A 20,228-nucleotide genomic window follows, 5' to 3' on the forward strand; every position below is an offset into this window, starting at 1 on the left:
AGGAGATCCGAGGCAGATTGCGTCCCTGACCGGCAGAAACGCGTGAGTGTAGCGCGCTCAGCTATGCACCTGGGTGTCCCCTGGGGCTGGCGCGCACACGGTGATGCGGTCGCTTCGCACCCCGTCACGGGGTACAGAGCTCGGGTCTAGGTTACTTGCCGTCCTTCGCGTCGCCCACCCGGGCCGCCGCGAGAGTGACCAGGCGCTCCACGAGGTCGCCGTAGGAGGTCCCGGCGGCGGCGAAGGCCTGCGGGACGCCGCTCATCGGCGTCATGCCCGGCATGGTGTTCACCTCGTTGAGGTACACCACGCCGTCCTCGCCGAGGAAGCAGTCGACGCGGGCGAGGTCGCGGCAGTCCAGGAGCCGGAAGACCTTGCGGGCGAGGGCCTGCGCCTGCGCGGCCACGCCCTCGGGGTAGTCCGGGTGCAGGTCGAACGGCTCGGGGTTGTCGAGGTACTTCGCGTCGAAGTCGAACCAGCCGTCCTCGCCCTTGGCGAGCACTTCGAGCGGGAAGGTCACGTCGAGGTCGCCGTCGAGGGTCTCCAGGACGCCCATCTCGATCTCGCGCACGTTCATGAAGGAGGCCTCGAAGACGACCTTCTCGTCGACCTCGCGGGCCTTGGCGACCGCGTCGGCGAGCTCCTCGGCCGACTTGGCGCGGCTGATGCCCAGGCTGGAGCCGGCGCGGGCGGGCTTGACGAAGATCGGCAGGCCGAGCTTCGCCACGACCGCCTCGGCGTCGAGCTCCTCCCCCGGCTTGAGGACCGCGAAGGCGCCCTGGGGAATCCCCTCGGCGGCCAGCAGTCGCTTGCTGAACTCCTTGTCCATGCACAGGGAGCTGGAGAGCACGCCCGAGCCCACGTAGGGGACCCCGGCCATCTCGAACAGGCCCTGGATGGTGCCGTCCTCGCCGTAGGGCCCGTGCAGGACCGGGAAGAGGACGTCGGCGATCGGGCGCGCGCCGGGGCCGAGGTCCACGGCGACGGACTTGCCGACCTCGGCGGTGACCTCGGGCAGCGAGCCCGCGGACTCGATCGCGAACGCGGCGTCCGAGGGCAGCTCGACCCACTCGCCGGCGCGCGTGATGCCGATGGAGGTCACCTCGTAGCCGCGGTCGCGGAGCGCCTTGGCGACCCCGGAGCCGGAGGCGGCGGAGACGGGCTGCTCGACGCTGCGCCCGCCGAAGAAGACGGCGACGGTCGGTTTCGCGGAGCTGTCATCGTGCATTGTCGGACCTCAAACTGTCGGTTTCTGGTTTGGTCTCGCGTCCCATGAGCAGGGCGACCGCGGCTCTGGGGTCGAGTCCCTCGTGGCAGACCCGCTCGACGGCGTCGCAGATCGGCATCTCCACGCCGACCTTGCCTGCGAGGTCGGTGATGGACCGGCAGCTCTTGACGCCCTCGGCGGTCTGCTTGGTGACGCGCGCGGCCTCTTCGAGGGTTGCCCCGAGACCGAGCTGTTCACCGAAGGTGTGGTTCCGCGACAGCGGGGAGGAGCAGGTGGCGACCAGGTCGCCGAGCCCGGCGAGCCCGGCGAACGTGGCCGGGTCGGCGCCCAGGCGCAGGCCCAGGCGGGTGGTCTCGGCGAGGCCGCGGGTGATGATGGTGGCCTTGGTGTTGTCGCCCATGCCCATGCCGGCGGCCATGCCGTAGGCGAGGGCGATGACGTTCTTGACCGCGCCGCCGAGCTCGCAGCCGACCACGTCGGTGTTCGTGTACGGGCGGAAGTACGCGGTGGTGACGGCCTTCTGGACGTCCACGGCCCGGCCGTGGTCGATGCACGCCACGACCGAGGCCGTGGGCTGCTCCTCGGCGATCTCGCGGGCGAGGTTGGGGCCCGACAGGACCGCGATGCGCGACTGCGGGGCGCCGGTGACCTCGGCGATGACCTCGGTCATGCGCGCGGTCGACCCGAGCTCGATGCCCTTCATGAGGCTCAGGAGGGTCGCGGTGGGCTCCAGGTGGTCCGACCAGTCGGCGAGGTTGCCGCGCAGGGTCTGGCTGGGCACCGACAGGACGACGAGGTCGGCGCCGCGCAGGGCCTCGGCCGCGTCGGTCGTGGCCGAGACGAGCGCGGGCAGCTCGATGTCGGGGTAGTAGTCGGGGTTGCGGTGGCGGGCGGCGACCGCCTCGGCGACGGCCTCCCGCCTGGCCCACAACGTCACGGGCGTCCCGGCGTCGGCGAGGATCTTGGCGAACACGGTCCCCCAGGAACCGGCGCCCATCACGGCTGCTCTCACTCGGTCGGCTCGCTTTCTTCGCGGTCCCGGTCCTCGGAACGCCGGCGGCGGGGGTCGAACAGCTCGGGGGCGGTCTCGCCGCGGATCTCGGCGAGGCCGTCGCGCAGGGACTCCATGATGCGGTCGGTGACCGCGGCGAGGGTCTCGCGGGGGACCTCGGCGCCGGGGACGGCCCCGGAGCCCTCGGTCGGCGCCGTGCGCCACCGGTCGAGGTCGACGGCGGGCAGGGCGCGGACGGTCACGGGCTTGCGGCCGAACTTGAACTTGGGGCTGCGGCCGCGGTCGTGGATCGCGAGCGCTCCCCATTGGACGATCGGGATCACGGGCGCGCCGGTCTCCAGGGCCAGACGGGCGACGCCGGTCTTGCCCTTCATGGGCCAGTGGTTCGGCTCCTTGGTGACCGTGCCCTCGGGGGACATGATGACGACGTGACCCATGCGCAGCTCGTCGGCGAGGACGCGCACGGCGTCGGCGGCGTCGGCGCTGCCGCGCTTGACCGGGATCTGCCCGGTGCGCCCGACCACGGGGCCCACCACCGGAATCCGCAGGATCGACTCCTTGAGCAGGAAGCGGGGGTGGCGTCCGGCGTTCCACACGTAGTGGGCGACCACGAGCGGGTCGATGTCCGAGTAGTGGTTCCAGACCAGGATCGCCGGCCCGGTGAGGGGGACGTGCTCCATGCCGCTCCACTCGCGCTTGGAGAGGAGGAGCATCCCGCCCTTCACGAGGTTGCCGCAGACCTGGATGAACGCGGAGAGGGCGTCGCCGCCGCGGCGGCGGAAGGTGTACTGCGCCTCGGGCGTCGGCTCGGTCACCTGGTGGCTCTCTTTCTCGGCGGGGCCGGTGCGGGCGCGGGGCGTTCCCGCGCGGCGGGCCGCGGGAGGGCCGGGCGACGCGCGAGAGCCGTCCGTCGGCTCAGCCTGTGCCGTTGTGTACGGGATCGTCAGTGCATTGCACTCTAACGCCCGCCCCGGCCCGGTCGGGCGACGGGAAGCAAAGGGTGGGGTTTGACTCCCCGTTCCGGGGTCGCGGTATACGCCAAGTGAACTCCCAGGTACGCGCCGCGCGGTCGGCGACTCCGGGCGGGCGGGGCGCGGGACGCCGGGGTTGCGCCGCCCCAGCTATGATGTCATCATAGAGTCACAATGACATCTAGCGCGCCGACCGCCTCGCCGGCGCGAATCCCGACCCGACTCGGAGTGAATGACATGAACTGGCGTCTCTTCGGCTGGCTCGCGGCCATGTTCGGCGGCGCGATCGTCGCGATCTGGCTCGTGGCGACCGTCATCAGCCTGGTGTTCGCGACGCTCGGCTTCCTCATCAAGCTCGCCCTCGTCGTCGCCGTCGTCGGCGGCCTCATCTTCCTCGGCTACAAGGGCTACAAGGCCGTTGGCGGCGGCGAACGCCGCCAGATCCGCAAGTAGTCCCCCCGGTGCCGCGGCCCGCCCGGCCGCGGCATCGCCGTTCCCCGCGCCGATGCGGCCGCGCCCCTGGCGGATCGGCCCCCGATGGTCCAAGCTGAGACCATGCAGGGCACCATCGCGACCTTCAACGAGGACCGCTCCGGCGTGATCGTCCTCGACGGCACCGACAACGCGGGCCGCCGCATCGCTTTCGACGCGGCGGCCTTCGACGTCTCCGGGCTGCGCCTGCTGCGCCCCGGCCAGCGCGTCGCCTTCGAATGCGACGAGGCGGGCGCGGTGGTCGCCGTCCGCATCGTCACCATGCACGCTTGACCATGCCGGCCTGACCATGCGGGCTTGACCATGCGCGCCTGAGGGAGCGGGGGCGTTTCGTCGCGGTTCGGCCCGTAATGGGCTGTCCCCATACGGCATCGGCGTCCTCCGCACGAGTGGCGAGGTTCCCGCGATTGGGTGAGTCACAGTACGGTATGAGCGTGAGCGGGACTGCATCGACGAGCGGGGCGCGGCGGCACGTGGCCGCGGCCGGCGGCCTGTTGTGGCGCAACGGCGAACGCGGGCTGGTGGAACTGGTCGCGGTGTGGCGGCCCCAGGTCGGGAACTGGTCGCTGCCGAAGGGCAAGCTCGACCCCGGCGAGCATCCGCTGACGGCGGCCTGCCGCGAGGTCGAAGAGGAGACCGGCATCCCGGTCATCCCGCAGATGTGGCTGTGCCGCCCTTCGTACGTGCTCCCCAATCCGGCGGGCGACGTGCTCAAGTGGGTCGACTACTGGTCGATGCGCACCGAGAAGCCCGAGGCGGGCTTCACCGCGGACGAGGAGATCGGCGAGCGGCGCTGGCTGACGCTCTCGGAGGCCCGTGCGGCGCTGACGCGTCCGCGGGACCAGGAGGTGCTCAAGGCGTTCGCGTCGCTCCCGGCAGTGACGGCGACGGTGATCCTGGCGGCCCCGGCGGAGGTCGAGGCGTCCTGGGACGGGCCGGAGGTGACGCGCCCGCTGAGCGATCGGGGCCGGGACCAGGCGGTGCGGCTGGCGGCGCTGACGTCGCTGTACCAGCCGGACCGGGCCTACAGCGCGACCGGCCGGGCGAGCGTGCAGACCGTGGAGCCGGTCGCGCACGCGGTGCGGTGCACGCTGAGCGGCGATTCGACCTTCGACGCCGAAGCGCACGGCCGCAATCCGCTGCGCACGGGCGTCCAGGTGCGGGAGCTGGCGGGCGGGGGCGGGGCGGCGATCGTGTGCGCCGAGCCGGAGGTCGTGTGCGACACGGTGGCGATCCTGGCCGACGAGGACGGCCTGGAGGTCCCGGACGTGTCGACGCGGGCCGGGGAGGCGTGGGTGCTGTCCCTGTCGGGCCAGCGGCTCATCGGGCTCGAACGGCTCTGAGCGCCTTCGCGGGTCCGTCGGGGGGCTTCGGGGGCGGCGCGGCTGCGTACGGGCCCTGGCGGGCGCTCTGAAGGCGTTTTCGCGCGCTAGGGTTGCGTCCGCCATCGGATTCGAGCGCCGTCGTGCGCGCACAAGGAGGTAGGCACCCGTGCCGGACCGCGCCAGCACCGACCTTCGCAACTGGGCCGGGAACATCCGCTTCTCCCCCAGCAGCTTCGAGCAGCCCGCGACGCTCGACGAGGCCAGGGCGGCCGTCGCCGCGGCCCCGCGCGTGCGGGTGCTGGGGTCGGGCCACTCGTTCAACACGATCGCCGACACCGACGCGGTCATGCTCTCGCTCACCGGCATCGAGCCGGACGTGCGGATCTCGGCCCTCGACGGCACCGTGACCGCCTCGGGCTGGCTCACCTACGCGCGCTTGGGCGCGGCCGTCCACCGGGCCGGCTTCGCGCTGCACAACCTCGCGTCGCTGCCGCACATCTCGGTCGCGGGCTCGATCGCCACGGGCACGCACGGCTCGGGCGACGCCAACGGGAACCTCGCGACCGCCGTGGCGGCGATCGAGTTCATCGGCCCCGACGGCGAACTGCGCACGGTCGCGCGCGGCGACGAGGACTTCCCCGGCTCGGTGGTCCACCTGGGCGCGCTCGGGGTCGTGCACACGGTGACGCTGGACCTCCTGGCGGGCTTCGAGATGCGCCAGTACGTCTACGACGGCCTGACCTACGAGGCGGTCGTGGACCACTTCGACGAGCTGACCTCGGCGGCGTACAGCACGAGCCTGTTCACCGCGTGGGGGGCCGAGCCGGCGTTCCAGTTCTGGGTCAAGCAGCGCACGGCCGACCAGTCGCACCCGTTCCCGAAGGCGAACTGGTACGGCGCCCCGCTGGCGGACGGGCCGCGCCACCCGGTCCCGGGCGTGGACCCGGCCGCGTGCACGGTCCAGCAGGGCCAGACGGGGCCGTGGCTGGAGCGACTGGCGCACTTCAGGCCCGAGTTCACGCCGAGCGCCGGGGACGAGCTCCAGTCGGAGTACCTGATCGACCGCGCGGACGCCCCGGCGGCGATCGAGGCGCTGGCGGGGATCGGGCGGCTGCTCGCCCCGGTCACGCAGATCAGCGAGATCCGGACGATGGCGGGGGACGACCTGTGGCTGTCGCCGGCGTACGGGCGCGACACGGTCGGTCTGCATTTCACTTGGGTGAGTGACGTCGAGGCGGTGCGCCCGGCGATGCTCGCGGTCGAAACCGCACTCGCGCCGTTCGCGGCGCGGCCCCATTGGGGCAAATTGTTTTCAATGCCGATTGGCGAAGTCCGTTCGCGTTATCCACGAATGGGCGACTTCGAGAAACTGCGCGAACGTGTCGATCCAGAGGGGAAGTTCGCCAATCACTTCTCCACCGCCGTCGTCGGCGGCGCCGCGCTTTAGCGACTCGCGCCGCCCGGGCGCGCGGCCGGGACCCCGCCGCGCCGCGGAAAGCGACGAGGGCATTCAGGCGGCTCCTGAATGCCCTCTTCCCCGTGCGTGTCGGACGGGTGCTCCACCGTGCCCCGAACCGTATCGGGGCACGGCATCAGCTACGTCCGCGCTTCGTGGCCTTCTTGGCCGCGGTCTTCTTCGCGGCGGGCTTCGCCGCGGTCTTGCGCACGGCCTTCTTCGCGGTGGAGGCCTTCTTGGCCACCGTCTTCTTCGCCGCGGTCTTCTTGGCCGCCACGCGGCTCGTGGCGGTCGAGCGGGTCGCCGTGGAGGCGGCCCGCGCGGTCTTCTTGGCGGCCGTCTTCTTGGCCGTGGTCTTCTTCGCGGCGGCCTTCTTGGCGGGCGCGGCCTTCTTCGAGGCAGGTGCGGCCTTGGTCGCCTTGCGCTTGCCGGTCACCAGCTCCTTGAAGCCGGTACCCGGGCGGAACGCCGGGACCACGGTCTTCTTGACCTTCACCGCGTCACCGGTGCGCGGGTTGCGGGCCATGCGAGCGGCGCGCTGGCGCTTCTCGAAGACGCCGAAACCGGCGAAGGAGACTTTCTCCCCTTTCACCACCGCGCGCTGTATCTCGTCGATCGCCACATCCACGACTTCTTTCGCGGCGGCCCGGTCGCCAGTGCGAGCGGCGATCCGATCAACGAACTCTGCCTTGTTCACGAGTCCTACCCTCCCGATAAGTTCTGGAGCCATACCAGCTTGTTAAGCGCACGTTATGACGTTTCGAAAGCGAACGCAACTGTTTCCGCGAAAATCGACCCCTTGTGTCGCAAGGAATTTTTATTCGGGTGCCCGAAATCGACGCTCGCAACCCCGTTGGGAGGGACCCGAACACGCCTGGAGCCGGTGGCGACGCCACCGGCTCCGTACGTGAGGGCTAACTGGATCGGAATGCGGACGCTAGACCGCCGCGGGGAGAGTCCTAGGCCGCCAAGCGTCCCGGTTCGATTCGAAGGCCGCGATCTTGTCCTCGTCGCGCAGTGTCAGCGCCACGTCGTCGAGGCCCTCCATCATGCGCCAGCGCAGGAACTCGTCGAACTCGAAGCCCCAGGTACGGTCCCCCGCACGGACTTCGCACTCGACCAGGTCCACGGTGATCTCGGCGGTCGGGTCGGTCTCGCTGAGGGTCCAGAGCTCCTCGACGGCCGCCTCGGGCAGCTCCACAGTCAACAGACCGTTCTTGAGCGAGTTGCCGCGGAAGATGTCGCCGAAGCGCGGGGCGACGACCGCCTTGAACCCGTAGTCCTTCAGGGCCCAGACGGCGTGCTCGCGCGAGGAGCCGGTGCCGAACTCGGTGCCGGTGACCAGGATCGTGGCGTCCTTGTACGCCTCCTGGTTGAGCAGGAACGCCTCGTCCTCGCGCCACTCGGCGAACAGCCCGTCCTCGAAGCCGGTCTTGGTGACCCGCTTGAGGTAGACGGCCGGGATGATCTGGTCGGTGTCGACGTTCGAGCGGCGCAGCGGGGCGGCGCTGCCGGTGTGGGTCGTGAACTTGTCCATGTGCCCTCTCCTACAGGTCGGCCGGGCTGGCGAGGCGTCCGGTGACGGCGGTGGCCGCGGCGACGGCCGGGCTGACCAGGTGGGTGCGCCCGCCCTTGCCTTGGCGGCCCTCGAAGTTGCGGTTCGAGGTCGAGGCGGCCCGTTGGCCCGGCGTCAGCTGGTCGGGGTTCATGCCCAGGCACATCGAGCAGCCCGCGAAGCGCCAGTCGGCGCCCGCGTCGATGAAGACCTGGTCGAGGCCTTCGGCGATCGCCTGCTCGCGGACCTTCGCGGAACCGGGCACGACCATCATGTTGACGGTGTCGGCGACCTTGCGGCCCTTGATGACGTCGGCGGCGGTGCGCAGGTCCTCGATGCGGCCGTTGGTGCACGAGCCGAGGAAGACCACGTCCACGTCGATGTCGCGCATCGGCGTGCCGGCCTCCAGGCCCATGTACGTCAGGGCGCTCGCGGCGGTGGTGCGCTCGATCGGGTCGGCGAAGTCCTCGGGCGCGGGGACCGCGCCGGAGAGCTCGATGCCCTGCCCGGGGTTGGTGCCCCAGGTGACGAACGGGCTCAGGGAGGCCGCGTCGATGACGATCTCCTTGTCGAAGACGGCGCCCTCGTCGGTGGTGAGGCTCTGCCAGTACTCGACGGCGGCGTCCCAGTCCTCGCCCTTGGGCGCGTGCGCGCGGCCCTGGACGTAGGCGGCGGTCTTCGCGTCGGGCGCGATGAGGCCGGCCTTGGCGCCCCACTCGATCGACATGTTGCACACCGTCATGCGACCTTCCATCGAGAGCTCCTCGATGGCCTGGCCGCGGTACTCGACGATGTGGCCCTTGCCGCCGCCGGTGCCGGTGATGGAGATGATCTTGAGGATCAGGTCCTTGGCGGAGACGCCTTCGGGCAGCGAGCCGTTGACGGTGACGGCCATGTACTTCGGCTTCGCCTGCGGCAGGGTCTGCGTGGCGAGCACGTGCTCGACCTCGCTGGTGCCGATGCCGAACGCGATCGAGCCGAACGCGCCGTGCGTGGAGGTGTGGGAGTCGCCGCAGACGACGGTCATGCCCGGCTGGGTGAGTCCCAGCTGGGGTCCCACGACGTGGACCACGCCCTGCTCGGCGTCGCCGAGCGAGTGGATGCGGACGCCGAACTCCTCGCAGTTGGCGCGGAGCGTCTCGATCTGCTTGCGGCTGGTCGGGTCCGCGATGGTGAAGAGGTTGTCGGTGGGCGTGTTGTGGTCCTCGGTCGCGATCGTCAGATCGGTCCGGCGGACCTTGCGCCCGGCCTGCCGCAGGCCGTCGAAGGCCTGGGGGCTCGTCACCTCGTGCAGCAGGTGGAGGTCGATGTAGAGCAGGTCCGGCTGTTGGCCGCCCGTGCGTACCACGTGGGCGTCCCAGACCTTTTCGGCGAGGGTGCGCGGTCGCGTTTCCTCAGCTTCTTGTGGTGTACGTGACATCTCTGTTCCCAGTCGTTGGACTTCTCGGTATATGGGAGGTAGTGTTCAGCTCGTGAGAACGAATACTATCAGCGGAGTCGGCGTCCTTGACAAGGCGGTGCTCATCCTCACGGCCTGCACCAACGGCGCCAGCCTGGCTGAACTCGTGCACGAGACCGGATTGCCCAGGGCCACGGCCCACCGGCTCGCGCAGGCCCTCGAAGCCCACGAGATGCTGCAACGCGACCATGAAGGTCGCTGGCGTCCCGGCCCGAAGCTCGGCGAGCTCGCCGGGTCGACGGCCGACGTCCTCCTCTCCGCCGCCGAGCCGGTGCTCAACCTCCTGCGCGACCAGACGGGAGAGTCGACCCAGCTGTACCGCAGGCGGGCCGACGAGCGCGTGTGCGTCGCCGCCGCAGAGCGGGCCTCCGGCCTGCGCGACACCGTCCCGGTCGGCGCCGCCCTGCCGATGACGGCGGGGTCGGGCGCGCAGGTGCTGCTCGCCTGGGAGCCCCCCGAGGGCATCCTGCCCCTCCTGCCCAAGTGCCGCTTCTCCTCCAAGACCCTCGCCGAGGTCCGCCGCCGCGGCTTCGCGCAGTCGGTCGCCGAGCGCGAGCCCGGTGTGGTCAGCGTCTCCGCGCCGGTGCGCGACAAGACCGGCCGCGTCGTCGCCGCGATCTCGGTGTCCGGCCCCATAGAGCGTCTCGGGCGCCGCCCCGGCGACCGCCTCGGCATGGCCGTCATCCGCGCCGGGCAGAAGCTCTCCGGTCTCTGATCCCTTCCAGCCCACGGCCCGGCGGCCCGCCGCCGGGCCGCTTCCGTGCAACCGGACCGGCCCCCCGCGGCGTCGGGGACACATGCACCGCACACCCATCGCGATAGTCGGCGCCGCGCTCCTGGCGCTCACCGGTTGCACCGAAGCGCCCGAAGACCCCTTGGACGAGCGCGTCGACCTCGGCCTCGAAGCGGACGAGGACGACGAGGCGCGCCTCCAGGCCGCGCTCCAAGAGGGCATGGAGGTCGGCGGCGAACTCGACGCGATCCTCAACCGGCTCATGCGCCGCTGCCTGGAGGACAAGGGCTTCACCGTCCACGACGAGACCGAGCTCTTCCTGTGGCCCAGCGGCGCCGAAGGCGACCTCGACCTGCTCGACTTCCAGGCCCCCGTCGAGCAGATCCCCACCGCCGAGGAGGCCGCCGAGAACGGCTTCATGGTCTGGGCCGAGACCTACGACGGGAGCGAACTCGCCCCCGAGGACGAGGTCCCCGACTACATGCAGGACTACTACAACACCATGGAAGGTCCCTGGTACGACCTGTCGGACGAGGAGCGGCTGGCGTGGAACCGGGCGTACTTCGGGCCCGCGGTCGTCGCCTGGAGGGACTCGAACGACACCGACGAGGAGCGCCTGCAGGAGCCCGAACCCGGCGGCTGCGACGGCGAGATGCACAGCGCGGTCTACGGCGAGCCGACCCGCATCACCGACGTGGAGGACCCGTCCGTCCTCTGGGAGTGGGGCGAGCCGAACCCGCTGTGGGTCGACTGGGACTACTACGACGACATCCGCGACTGGCGCGACCTCACCCGCGAGGAGGAGCGCGCGTTCCTGGTCTGCCTCGACGCGGACACCGAACCCGGCTGGGACTTCAACCAGGACGGCTACGTCGACCCGTTCTTCTACGTCCACGCCTTCTACCCGCCCGACCCGGCGAACGCCGGCATCGAGTTCGACCCCCTCCCCGATGCCGAACTCGCCGCCATGCCCGAGATCCCCGCCGACGCCCCCTACGACTACGACACCGCCTTCGCCGCCGAACTCGCCCTCGCCACCGCCTTCGCCGCCTGCGCCGACGACACCGGCTACCGCGAGGCCGGCCGATCCCAATGGCGCGCCATGAACATCGGCCGCATGCTCGAGCACGAATCCGAGGTCTACGCCTGGCAGGAGCAGATGTACGCCTACCTCGAGACCGCCCAGGCCCTCCTCGAATCCTGAACGCAGAGGCGCCCCGCTCCTGGAGGAGAGCGGGGCGCCTCTGCGCGAATGCGGGTCAGGCCAGGAGTTCTCGCACGATGAACTCGGTCTTCGGCGTGAGCAGATGAGGCGGGTAGTACTCCTCGACGCAGCCGAGCGCCTCCTCGACCGAGGCGAAGCCGGCGAGTCCGTAGAGCTGGATCAGGTCGTCGGCGTCGCGGGTGATCCTCGCGGCGACGGCCTTCATCGCGAACAGGTAGCGCGGTGAGGCGACGCGCACGGCGATGCCCGGCTTCTCGAACAGGAGCGTCGCGTTCGGGTCGCTGCCGGGCAGGAAGCCCTTGACCGCGTCGTTGAGCCAGTCTTCGGGCAGGCCGTTCCGCTCGGCGACGCGTTTGGCCGCCGCGTAGACGACCTGCTTCGGCTCGAACACGGCGCCGAGGTCGCGCGTGGCCCGTCTCGTGTTGTAGGCCAAGGCCATGACCGCGCCGCCGACGAGGAAGAGATCGGCGCGCTCGCCGGCCTCCTCGAGTGCGGCGCCGAGTTCGGTGAGCAGCGCGAGGATGGCCTCGCGGCCGAGCAGGGTCACACGCTCTCCAATGAGGATCGGTCGAGGAACACGCCGCGGTTGGCGAGTTCGGGCGGGGCGGAGGCGAACGACATCGCGGCGAGGCCCGGAGAGGGCCGGCCGATGAGGTCTTCGACGACGAACCAGAAGCGGTGCAGGAACCTGCCGGGCGCCGTCGCCCAGCCGGGCACCGGAATCCGGGCGCGGCGGCCGGCGTACTCGGCGATGCCGCCGAGGAGGGCGTCCCAGCGCCGGTCGCCGGTGGTCTCGGGCTCCAGCCGCATCGACCGCGCCGCCGACGCCGGATCGGCGCGGGCGACGTCGTCGAGGAACTGGACGACATGCCGGAGCGCGTCGTTCGGATCGCCGGCCTCCAGCGAGCGGCGGATGTCGGCGGCGGTCCGGTCGAGCGACCACGGCTCCGCGGCGAGGCCGACCTCCAGGTCGGCGCCGACCGCTTCGGCGTAGCGGACGAGGGTGCTGAGCCGGGGGTCGGTGCGGCCGGACTCCAAGCGGGCGACGGCGGACTGCGTGGTGCCGATCCGTTCGGCGACGGCCTCCTGCGACAGGCCCTGCCGCAGTCGGGCCTCCCGCAGGCGGTCGACGGCGCGGTCGAGATTCATGCGGCGACTATAGCATGTTAGCTATATTTTCTTATCGAGCGAAGGCGCCCCGCTCCTGGAGGAGAGCGGGGCGCCTCTGCGCGCGGGTGCTCTGGATCAGTGCGTGATCATCCAGAGGTTCCACATGTACGGCCAGGTGTCGCCCTGGCGGCACTCGTGGCCCGAGTACCGGGCCGGGTTCGCGTCCTTCTTGGCCCGGCCGTCGGCGTCGCAGTCGGCCCGCCACCAGTACTTGCCGTGGTACTCCTCCCCTTCGAGCACGTGCCCGACGGTCGTTCCCGGTGTCGTGGCGGCCGGTTCCGCCGCCGCCGCGGCACCGGCGGGCGCCATGACCGCGACGGCGGTGAAACCTGCCGCCATCCACTTCCTCACTCGCATCGTGTCTCCTCCGACTTCCATGCCGATTCCGCGATCAGCTTGGCAGCGGCGGAGGGTCGGCGCAGCCGCTCGGCGGCAGTGTCGACTTTCCGACTGCGCGACCGTTCAGCGCAGCGGGCCCACGGCGGCTTCGATCTCGGCGCGGAGGGCGGGGCCCTGGACGAGGTGCCTGACCTGCTCGATCACGGGGGCGAGGAACTGGTCGGGGCCGGGTTTCCCGGCGATCGGGGCGACGGCGGCGATGGCGGCGCGGGCCGCGGGCGAGGGGATGAGGGGCTGGCGCAGTTGGAGGCCCTGGACGGAGGAGAGCAGTTCGACGGCGAGGAGCGTGCCGAGGTTGTCGAGGACGGTGCGCAGCTTGCAGCCCGCGGCCCAGCCCATCGAGACGTGATCCTCCTGCATCCCCGAGGTCGGCACGGAGTCGACCGAGGCGGGGGCGGCGAGTCGGCGGTTCTCGGCGACGACGCCCGCGGCGGTGTACTGGGCGATCATGAGCCCGGAGTTGACGCCGGGGTCGGGGCTGAGGAACGCGGGCAGGCCCCTGTTGCGGGTGACGTCGAGCAGGCGGTCCACGCGCCGCTCGGAGATCGAGCCGACGTCGGCGGCGGCGATGGCGAGGAAGTCGGCCGCGTAGCCCAGCGGCGCGCCGTGGAAGTTCCCGGTGGACTCGACCCGCCCGTCCGCCAGGACCACAGGGTTGTCCACTACGGACAAGAGTTCGCGCGCGGCAGTGGTCTCGGCGTAGGCCAGGACGTCGCGGGCCGCTCCGGCGACCTGCGGCGCGCACCGCATCGAATACGCGTCCTGCACCGCGTGCGCGAGGTCGTTGCGGTGGGAGTCCATGACCTCGGAGTCCTGGAGCATCAGGTGGATGTTGGCGGCGCTGAGCGCCTGGCCGGGCTGGGGCCGGATCTCGTGCAGTTCGGGCTGGAAGGGCCGGTCGGAGCCGAGCATGGCCTCGTTCGACAGCGCCGCGCACACGTCGGCCATGACGAGCAGGTGCCGCAGGTCGGCCACGGCGAGCAGGAGCATCCCCAGCATCCCGTCGGTGCCGTTGATGAGCGCGAGCCCTTCCTTGGAGGACAACGTGATCGGGGACAGGCCCGCGGCGTCGAGGACCGGCGCGGCCTCGGACCGGGAGCCGTCGTCGGCGAGGACCCAGCCCTCGCCGAGGAGCACCATCGCGCAGTGCGCCAAGGGGGCGAGGTCGCCGGAGGCGCCGAGCGAGCCGTGGCGCGGGACCCAGGGGGTGACGTCGGCGTTGAGCAGCGCCGCGAGCGCGTCGGCGACCTCGGGCCGGACCCCGGAGCGGCCCAAGGCGAGGGAGCGCAGACGCAGCAGCATCATGGCGCGCACGACCTCCTTGGGCATCGGGTCGCCGACGCCCGCGGCGTGCGATCTGATGAGCGCGTGCTGGAGTTCGGCGCGGCGTTCGGGCGCGACGAAGGTGTTGGCGAGGGCGCCGAAACCGGTGGAGACGCCGTAGACGGGGCGGCCTTCGCGCTCGATGTCGTCGATGAAGGCGCGGCTGCGGGCCATCGCCTCGCGGGCCTCGGGGTCGATCGCGACGCGGGCGCTCTCGCGGGCGACCGCGATCACCTCCGCGGGCGTGACGGGGACCGGCTTGATATGGACAGTGGACATCGTTGCTCCTCAAGTCACCCGGGTGCCGCCGTGTACGACGGCCTCGATCAGGGGCGTGCCGGGCCGGTAGGCCAGGTGCACGCACGAGGGCGCGGCGAGCACGGCGAGGTCGGCGCGGGCGCCGACGGCGATCCGCCCGATGTCGTCGCGCCGCAGCGCGGCCGCGCCGCCTGCGGTGGCGGCGGTCAGGGCCTCGGCGGGGGTCATGCCCATCTCGCGCACGGCGAGCGCGACGCAGAAGGCCATGCTGGAGGTGTAGGACGAGCCGGGGTTGCAGTCGGTGGCGAGGGCGACGGCCGCGCCCGTGTCGATGAGGCGGCGCGCGTCGGGGTAGGGCGAGCGGGTGGAGAACTCGGCGCCCGGCAGCAGTGTGGCCACTGTGGACGATGCGGCGAGGGCTTCGACGTCCTCGTCGGTGAGGTGGGTGCAGTGGTCGGCCGAGGCCGCGTCGAGTTCGACGGCGAGGCGCACGCCGGGTCCGGCGGTGAGCTGGTTCGCGTGGATGCGCGGCAGGAGGCCTTTGGCAACGCCGGCGGTGAGCACGGCGCGCGCCTGGTCGCCGTCGAAGGCGCCCTTCTCGCAGAACACGTCGACCCATTTGGCGTGCGGCGCGCAGGCGTCGAGCATCGGCCCGCACGCGAGCGCGGTGTAGGCGTCCGCGTCCGCTCCGAAGGGGACGGTGTGCGCGCCGAGGTACGTGGTCTCGGCGGTGAACTCGCCCGCGATGCGCAGCGAGCGGGCCTCGTCGGCGACGGTGAGCCCGTACCCGGACTTGATCTCCCAGGTGGTTGTCCCCTGGCGGAGCATCTCGGCGGTGAGGCGGGCGACGTTGGCGCGCAGCGTCTCGTCGCTCGCCTCGCGGGTGGCGGCGACGGTGGTGCGGATGCCGCCGCCGGTGTAGGGCTCCCCGGCCATGCGCGCGGCGAACTCGGCGGAGCGGTCGCCTGCGAAGACGAGGTGCGCGTGGGAGTCGACGAAGCCGGGGACGACGGCGCGCCCGTCGGCGTCGAGGCGCTCGTCCGCTTCCGGTGCGCGCGAACGGGGCCCGACCCAGGCGACGCGGTCGCCGTCGAGGACCACGGCCGCGTCCTCCAGGACCCCGTGCGCGGGGTCGGCGGTGAAGAGTTCGCCGATGCGGTCGATCAGGACGCTCATGCCCACAACTCCCCGATGGCGAGGGCGAGTTCGGCCCCCGCGTCGATGCTCGCGTGCCGCCCTTCGGCGACGATCCGGCGGCCGTCGCACACCACGTCGGTGATGTCGGCGGCCGTGGCGGCGTAGACGATCCCGGACGGGTCGGCTCCGGCCGTACGCGGCGAGCGGAGCGCGACCGTGACCAGGTCGGCCCTGGCGCCGACGTCGATGTGGCCCGCGTCGGGCCAGCCGAGGGTGTCGTGGCGGGTCATGGCGGCGAGGAGTTCCTCGACGCTGAAGCGCCCGCGTTCTTCGGAGACGAGCCGCTCGTGCATCTCGACGGCCCGCGCCTCCTCGAACATGTCCACAATGGCGTTCGAGTCGGTGCCGAGGGAGAGCCGCACGCCGGTCTCGGCCAGCGCGCGGGCCGGGCCGAGCCCGTCCGCGAGGTCGCGTTCGGTCGTGGGACAGAAGCACGCGGTCGTCCCCGAGCGGCGCAGCAGTTCGATGTCGTGCGCGGCGAGGTGGGTGGCGTGGACGGCCGTGAGGTCGGGCCCGAGGAGGCCGCACTGCTCCAGCAGTTCCGTAGGGCTGCAACCGTGTGCGGCCCGGCAGGCGTCGTTCTCGGCGCGCTGCTCCGAGAGGTGGACGTGCACGGGCCTGCCCTCGGTGGAGCACGCGAACGCGGCGATGGCCTCGGCGGGCACGGCCCGCACCGAGTGAACGGCGCCGCCGACGATCGCGTGCGGCGGGGCGTGCAGGCGCTCGACGCGGTCGAGCCAGCCCTCCAGGCTCCCGTCGCCGAACCGGCGCTGCGCGCCTTCGAGCGGGAGGCCGAACCCGCCCGCGAGGTAGAGCGTGTCGAGGAGCGTGATGCGGATGCCCGCATCGGCCGCGGCCTGGATGAGCGCCTCCCCCATGGCGTTCGGGTCGGCGTACGGGCGCCCGTCCGGGGCGTGGTGGAGGTAGTGGAACTCGCCCACGGCGGTGATCCCGGCCAGCGCCATCTCGGCGTAGACGGCGCGGGCGAGCCGGAGATAGGTGTCGGGTTCGAGGCGCCCGGCGAGGGCGTACATGCCTTCGCGCCAGGTCCAGAAGGTGCCCTTCCCGGCGTGGGTGCGCCCGCGCAGGGCGCGGTGGAAGGCGTGGGAGTGGGCGTTGGCGAAACCGGGGAGGGTGACGCCGGGGAGGACCTCGCCTTGGGGTTCGGCGCCGGGGCGGATCGCGGTGATGCGGCCGTCGGCGACGTCGATGGCGACGTCGGCGCCGATGCCGCTGGGCAGGTGGGCGTATTCGGCCCAGTAGGTCAGCACGCGAGGTCCCGCAGGACGGCGGCGAGGGCTTCGACGCCGGCGGCGCAGTCCTCGTCGCTCGCGGCCTCGGCGGGGGCGTGGGAGACGCCGGTGGGGTTGCGCACGAAGAGCATCGCGGTGGGGACGTGGGCGGCGAGGACGCCCGCGTCGTGCCCGGCGCCGGTGGGCAGGACCGGTGCGCCGCCCAATCGCTCGGCGATGCGGTCGCGCAGGTCGGCGTCGAAGTCGACCACGGGGGTCTCGGATTCGGCGCGGATGGTGAAGCCGGTGCGGTCGCGTGCGGCCCGTTCGGTCACTTTGGACCTGAATCCGGCGAGGATGGCGGCGAGCACGGCCTCGTCGGGCGCGCGGGCGTCGAGCCAGGCGGTGACGGTGGCGGCGATGGCGTTGGTGGCGTTGGGTTCGGCGACGACGCGGCCGATGGTGGCGAGGCCGCCCGCGAGGCGGGCCTCCTTGCGGGCGGCGAGGACGGCGAACGCGAAGGTGAGCATCGGGTCGCGGCGGTCGGGCAGGCGCGTGGTCCCGGCGTGGTCGGCGGCGCCGGTGAAGTCGAGGCGCCAGCGGCCGTGGGGCCAGATGGCGCTGGCGACGCCGACGGGTGCGTCCTCGTCGGCGAGGCGGCGGCCCTGTTCGACGTGGAGTTCGACGAAGGCGCCGATGCGGGCGAGGCGTTCGGGGTCGGGGCCGAGGGCGTCGGGGTCGGCGCCGGCTTCGCGCATGGCGTCGGCGAGGGCGGTTCCGGCGGGGTCGGTGAGGGCGCGGGCGCGGTCGGGGTCGACGGCGCCGGTCATGAGGCGGGTGCCGAGGCAGGGGACGCCGAAGCGTCCGCCTTCCTCTTCGGTGAAGGCGCCCACGGCGATCGGGCGCCGGGGGCGGTCGCCTGCGGCGCGGAGGGCGTCGACGGCGAGGAAGGCGGAGACGATGCCGAGCGGGCCGTCGTAGGCGCCGCCGTGCGGGACGGAGTCGAAGTGGCTGCCGGTGAGGACGGCGTCGCCCGATTCGGGGTCGCCCCACCAGGCGTAGAGGTTGCCGTTGCGGTCGGTCTCGCAGGTGAGGCCGCGTTCGCGGGCCTGGGCGCGGAACCAGTCGCGGCAGGCGAGGTCGGCGGCGCTCCAGGAGTACCGGAGGTAGCCGCCGCCGCTCTGGCGCCCGATGGGGGCGAGTTCGTCCCAGAGTCTGCGGAACTCGTCGGTGTCCATGCGTTCCCCGTTCTGGGCGGCCGCGGCGGGCCGCCGGTCGGCGTTCAGGATTCCCGGTTCGGGATCCGGACGCCGTGGTCCTCGGCGACCTGCTCGGCTTCGGCGTATCCGGCGTCGACGTGGCGGATGACGCCCATGGCGGGGTCGTTCGACAGGACGCGTTCGAGCTTCTGCGCGGCGAGCGGGGTGCCGTCGGCGACGGTGACCTGTCCGGCGTGGATGGACCGTCCTATGCCGACACCGCCGCCGTGGTGGATGGAGACCCAGCTGGCGCCGGAGGCGGTGTTGACGAGGGCGTTGAGCAGGGGCCAGTCCGCGATCGCGTCCGATCCGTCCTTCATGGACTCGGTCTCGCGGTAAGGGCTGGCGACCGAGCCGCAGTCGAGGTGGTCGCGGCCGATGACGACGGGGGCCTTGAGCGTCCCGTCGGCGACCATCTCGTTGAAGCGCACGCCGGCCTTGTCCCGCTCGCCGTGGCCGAGCCAGCAGATGCGGGCCGGGAGGCCCTGGAAGGCGACGCGTTCGCGGGCGAGGGAGATCCAGCGGTTGAGGGAGCGGTTCTCGGGGAAGAGGTCGAGCACGGCCTGGTCGGTGGCGGCGATGTCGGCCGGGTCGCCCGAGAGCGCGGCCCACCGGAAGGGGCCCTTGCCTTCGCAGAAGAGCGGCCGGATGTAGGCGGGCACGAAGCCCGGGAAGGCGAAGGCGCGTTTGAAGCCGCCTTCGAGGGCCTCGCCGCGGATCGAGTTGCCGTAGTCGAAGACCTCGGCGCCCGCGTCGAGGAAGCCGACCATGGCTTCGACGTGGCGGGCCATGGAGGCGCGGGCGCGGTCGGTGAAGTCCTCGGCGTCGTTCCTCGCCAGCTCGGCGGCGTCCCGGTAGTAGACGCCTTCGGGCACATAGGACAGCGGGTCGTGCGCGGAGGTCTGGTCGGTGACGATGTCGACTTCGACGCCGCGGGCGAGGATCTCGGGCAGCACCTCGGCGGCGTTGCCGACCAGGCCGATGGACTTGGCGTGGCCCTCGCGCTTGGCGGCGAGGGCCTGCGCGAGGGCGTCGTCCAGGTCGGCGGCGACGGTGTCGAGGTAGCGGGTGCGCAGGCGCCGTTCGAGCCGCTCGGGGTCGACCTCGACGATGAGGCAGACCCCGTCGTTCATGGTGACGGCGAGCGGCTGCGCGCCGCCCATGCCGCCGCACCCGGCCGTGAGCGTCAGCGTCCCTTTGAGCGTGCCCCCGAAGCGCTTCGCGGCGACGGCCGCGAAGGTCTCGTAGGTGCCCTGGAGGATGCCCTGCGTGCCGATGTAGATCCACGACCCGGCCGTCATCTGCCCGTACATGGTCAGGCCGAGCGATTCGAGGCGGCGGAACTCGGGCCAGGTCGCCCAGTCGGGCACCAGGTTCGAGTTGGCGATGAGCACGCGCGGCGCCCATTCGTGGGTGCGCATGACGCCCACGGCCCGCCCCGACTGGACCAAGAGGGTCTCGTCGGGGGCGAGCGTCAGGAGCGTCCGCAGGATCGCCTTGAGGTCCTCGCGGCTGCGCGCGGCCTTCCCGGTGCCGCCGTAGACGACCAGGTCCTCCGGGCGCTCGGCGACCGCCGGGTCGAGGTTGTTCTGGAGCATCCGGTAGGCCGCCTCCGCCTGCCAGGTGCGGCAGTGCAGGTCCGTCCCGTGTGGTGCGTGCATCGACTCCGCCTTCGTCACAGGTTGCCGCGCTTGGCCTGCTCCTTCTCCAAGGCCTCGAACAGGGCCTTGAAGTTGCCCTTGCCGAAGCTGAGCGAGCCGTGCCGTTCGATGATCTCGTAGAACATCGTGGGCCGGTCCTGCTGCGGCTTGGTGAAGATCTGGAGCATATAGCCGTCCTCGTCGCGGTCGACCAGGCCTCGCCGCTTCTGGAGCTCCTCGATCGGGACGCGGCCCTCGCCGATGCGCCCGCGCATCTCGGGGTCCTCGTAGTAG

Annotated in this window: 21 protein-coding genes (1 of these 21 running past the window's edge); 6 read left to right on the forward strand and 15 right to left on the reverse strand. The window is 71.9% G+C overall.

Annotated elements, in window-relative coordinates:
* Positions 1–151 precede the first annotated feature (151 nt).
* Genes E9998_RS11365 through E9998_RS11375 form a run of 3 tightly spaced genes read right to left on the reverse strand, consistent with a single transcriptional unit; the run spans position 152 to position 3,055 of the window.
* Positions 152–1,228, reverse strand: coding sequence for a D-alanine--D-alanine ligase family protein (locus E9998_RS11365; RefSeq protein WP_136529809.1), 1,077 nt, complete (start codon positions 1,226–1,228; stop codon positions 152–154).
* On the reverse strand, positions 1,218–2,225 hold the full coding sequence (locus tag E9998_RS11370; protein WP_136529888.1) for an NAD(P)H-dependent glycerol-3-phosphate dehydrogenase: 1,008 nt from the start codon (positions 2,223–2,225) through the stop codon (positions 1,218–1,220). Before E9998_RS11370 ends, E9998_RS11365 begins: the two co-directional genes overlap by 11 nt.
* 11 nt (positions 2,226–2,236) lie before the next feature.
* Entirely contained in the window at positions 2,237–3,055 is an 819-nt protein-coding gene (locus E9998_RS11375; protein WP_204745392.1) for a lysophospholipid acyltransferase family protein, read from the reverse strand.
* Positions 3,056–3,448: 393 nt separating this feature from the next.
* On the opposite strand from E9998_RS11375, the gene E9998_RS11380 reads away from it, so the two are divergent.
* From E9998_RS11380 to E9998_RS11395, 4 genes are all read left to right on the forward strand, one after another.
* A complete protein-coding gene (locus E9998_RS11380) occupies positions 3,449–3,664 on the forward strand; it encodes a hypothetical protein (protein ID WP_136529810.1) in 216 nt (71 codons plus the stop codon).
* A gap of 102 nt (positions 3,665–3,766) precedes the next feature.
* The gene (locus E9998_RS11385) at positions 3,767–3,976 is read left to right on the forward strand and encodes a cold-shock protein (protein WP_136529890.1); all 210 of its coding nucleotides are present in this window, start codon (positions 3,767–3,769) and stop codon (positions 3,974–3,976) included.
* Between the two features lie 161 nt (positions 3,977–4,137).
* Positions 4,138–5,046 (forward strand): NUDIX domain-containing protein, encoded by a 909-nt coding sequence (locus E9998_RS11390; RefSeq protein ID WP_158299780.1) that lies wholly within the window; start codon positions 4,138–4,140, stop codon positions 5,044–5,046.
* Positions 5,047–5,194: 148 nt separating this feature from the next.
* The gene (locus tag E9998_RS11395) at positions 5,195–6,475 is read left to right on the forward strand and encodes a D-arabinono-1,4-lactone oxidase (protein WP_136529812.1); all 1,281 of its coding nucleotides are present in this window, start codon (positions 5,195–5,197) and stop codon (positions 6,473–6,475) included.
* 145 nt (positions 6,476–6,620) lie between these two features.
* On the opposite strand, the gene E9998_RS26750 is transcribed toward E9998_RS11395, so the two are convergent.
* The 3 genes from E9998_RS26750 to leuC form a co-directional block, all read right to left on the reverse strand.
* Entirely contained in the window at positions 6,621–7,181 is a 561-nt protein-coding gene (locus E9998_RS26750) for an HU family DNA-binding protein (protein ID WP_136529813.1), read from the reverse strand.
* A 240-nt stretch (positions 7,182–7,421) separates the two neighbouring features.
* Positions 7,422–8,021 (reverse strand): 3-isopropylmalate dehydratase small subunit, encoded by a 600-nt coding sequence (gene leuD / locus E9998_RS11405; protein WP_136529814.1) that lies wholly within the window; start codon positions 8,019–8,021, stop codon positions 7,422–7,424.
* Positions 8,022–8,031: 10 nt separating this feature from the next.
* On the reverse strand, positions 8,032–9,459 hold the full coding sequence (gene leuC, locus E9998_RS11410; protein WP_136529815.1) for a 3-isopropylmalate dehydratase large subunit: 1,428 nt from the start codon (positions 9,457–9,459) through the stop codon (positions 8,032–8,034).
* Between the two features lie 67 nt (positions 9,460–9,526).
* Here leuC and E9998_RS11415 point away from each other — a divergent pair, with 67 nt between their 5' ends.
* Both E9998_RS11415 and E9998_RS11420 read left to right on the forward strand, forming a co-directional pair.
* Positions 9,527–10,213: an IclR family transcriptional regulator gene (locus E9998_RS11415; RefSeq protein ID WP_030157516.1), complete on the forward strand. Its 687-nt coding sequence runs from the start codon at positions 9,527–9,529 to the stop codon at positions 10,211–10,213.
* Positions 10,214–10,295: 82 nt separating this feature from the next.
* Positions 10,296–11,435, forward strand: coding sequence for a hypothetical protein (locus E9998_RS11420; protein ID WP_136529816.1), 1,140 nt, complete (start codon positions 10,296–10,298; stop codon positions 11,433–11,435).
* 55 nt (positions 11,436–11,490) lie between these two features.
* Here E9998_RS11420 and E9998_RS11425 read toward each other — a convergent pair whose 3' ends face one another.
* From E9998_RS11425 to hppD, 9 genes are all read right to left on the reverse strand, one after another.
* Positions 11,491–12,003 carry a hypothetical protein gene (locus E9998_RS11425; protein ID WP_136529817.1) on the reverse strand — a complete coding sequence of 171 codons (513 nt, stop codon included), beginning with the start codon at positions 12,001–12,003 and terminating at the stop codon, positions 11,491–11,493.
* The gene (locus tag E9998_RS11430) at positions 12,000–12,605 is read right to left on the reverse strand and encodes a helix-turn-helix domain-containing protein (RefSeq protein WP_136529818.1); all 606 of its coding nucleotides are present in this window, start codon (positions 12,603–12,605) and stop codon (positions 12,000–12,002) included. The genes E9998_RS11425 and E9998_RS11430 overlap by 4 nt, the downstream gene beginning before the upstream one ends.
* Before the next feature lie 96 nt (positions 12,606–12,701).
* Positions 12,702–12,983, reverse strand: a complete 282-nt coding sequence (locus tag E9998_RS11435) for a hypothetical protein (RefSeq protein ID WP_136529819.1) — start codon at positions 12,981–12,983, stop codon at positions 12,702–12,704.
* Between the two features lie 105 nt (positions 12,984–13,088).
* A complete protein-coding gene (gene hutH, locus E9998_RS11440) occupies positions 13,089–14,627 on the reverse strand; it encodes a histidine ammonia-lyase (protein ID WP_136529820.1) in 1,539 nt (512 codons plus the stop codon).
* 9 nt (positions 14,628–14,636) lie between these two features.
* Positions 14,637–15,782, reverse strand: a complete 1,146-nt coding sequence (gene hutI, locus E9998_RS11445; protein ID WP_136529821.1) for an imidazolonepropionase — start codon at positions 15,780–15,782, stop codon at positions 14,637–14,639.
* Positions 15,779–17,074 (reverse strand): formimidoylglutamate deiminase, encoded by a 1,296-nt coding sequence (locus E9998_RS11450; protein WP_136529822.1) that lies wholly within the window; start codon positions 17,072–17,074, stop codon positions 15,779–15,781. The genes hutI and E9998_RS11450 overlap by 4 nt, the downstream gene beginning before the upstream one ends.
* Positions 17,068–18,273: an allantoate amidohydrolase gene (locus tag E9998_RS11455; protein ID WP_136529823.1), complete on the reverse strand. Its 1,206-nt coding sequence runs from the start codon at positions 18,271–18,273 to the stop codon at positions 17,068–17,070. The genes E9998_RS11450 and E9998_RS11455 overlap by 7 nt, the downstream gene beginning before the upstream one ends.
* A gap of 44 nt (positions 18,274–18,317) precedes the next feature.
* Entirely contained in the window at positions 18,318–19,955 is a 1,638-nt protein-coding gene (hutU, locus tag E9998_RS11460) for a urocanate hydratase (protein WP_240037577.1), read from the reverse strand.
* Between the two features lie 14 nt (positions 19,956–19,969).
* Positions 19,970–20,228, reverse strand: the 3' end of a protein-coding gene (gene hppD, locus E9998_RS11465; RefSeq protein WP_136529825.1) for a 4-hydroxyphenylpyruvate dioxygenase. It continues 989 nt past the right edge of the window; 259 of the gene's 1,248 nt are visible here — the last part of the coding sequence; its start codon lies beyond the right edge, outside the window; it ends in the stop codon at positions 19,970–19,972.

This window comes from Glycomyces paridis, from assembly GCF_004912155.1.
Classification (GTDB): domain Bacteria; phylum Actinomycetota; class Actinomycetes; order Mycobacteriales; family Micromonosporaceae; genus Glycomyces; species Glycomyces paridis.

Bases quoted from the DNA above. Each gene is read 5' to 3' on its own strand.
- E9998_RS11435 (WP_136529819.1), bottom strand. From the start codon at position 12,983: ATGCGAGTGAGGAAGTGGATGGCGGCAGGTTTCACCGCCGTCGCGGTC.
- E9998_RS11430 (WP_136529818.1), bottom strand. From the start codon at position 12,605: ATGAATCTCGACCGCGCCGTCGACCGCCTGCGGGAGGCCCGACTGCGG.
- leuC (WP_136529815.1), bottom strand. From the start codon at position 9,459: ATGTCACGTACACCACAAGAAGCTGAGGAAACGCGACCGCGCACCCTC.
- E9998_RS11420 (WP_136529816.1), top strand. From the start codon at position 10,296: ATGCACCGCACACCCATCGCGATAGTCGGCGCCGCGCTCCTGGCGCTC.
- E9998_RS11365 (WP_136529809.1), bottom strand. From the start codon at position 1,228: ATGCACGATGACAGCTCCGCGAAACCGACCGTCGCCGTCTTCTTCGGC.
- hutH (WP_136529820.1), bottom strand. From the start codon at position 14,627: ATGTCCACTGTCCATATCAAGCCGGTCCCCGTCACGCCCGCGGAGGTG.
- E9998_RS11385 (WP_136529890.1), top strand. From the start codon at position 3,767: ATGCAGGGCACCATCGCGACCTTCAACGAGGACCGCTCCGGCGTGATC.
- leuD (WP_136529814.1), bottom strand. From the start codon at position 8,021: ATGGACAAGTTCACGACCCACACCGGCAGCGCCGCCCCGCTGCGCCGC.
- E9998_RS11370 (WP_136529888.1), bottom strand. From the start codon at position 2,225: ATGGGCGCCGGTTCCTGGGGGACCGTGTTCGCCAAGATCCTCGCCGAC.
- hutI (WP_136529821.1), bottom strand. From the start codon at position 15,782: ATGAGCGTCCTGATCGACCGCATCGGCGAACTCTTCACCGCCGACCCC.
- hutU (WP_240037577.1), bottom strand. From the start codon at position 19,955: ATGCACGCACCACACGGGACGGACCTGCACTGCCGCACCTGGCAGGCG.
- E9998_RS11380 (WP_136529810.1), top strand. From the start codon at position 3,449: ATGAACTGGCGTCTCTTCGGCTGGCTCGCGGCCATGTTCGGCGGCGCG.
- E9998_RS11455 (WP_136529823.1), bottom strand. From the start codon at position 18,273: ATGGACACCGACGAGTTCCGCAGACTCTGGGACGAACTCGCCCCCATC.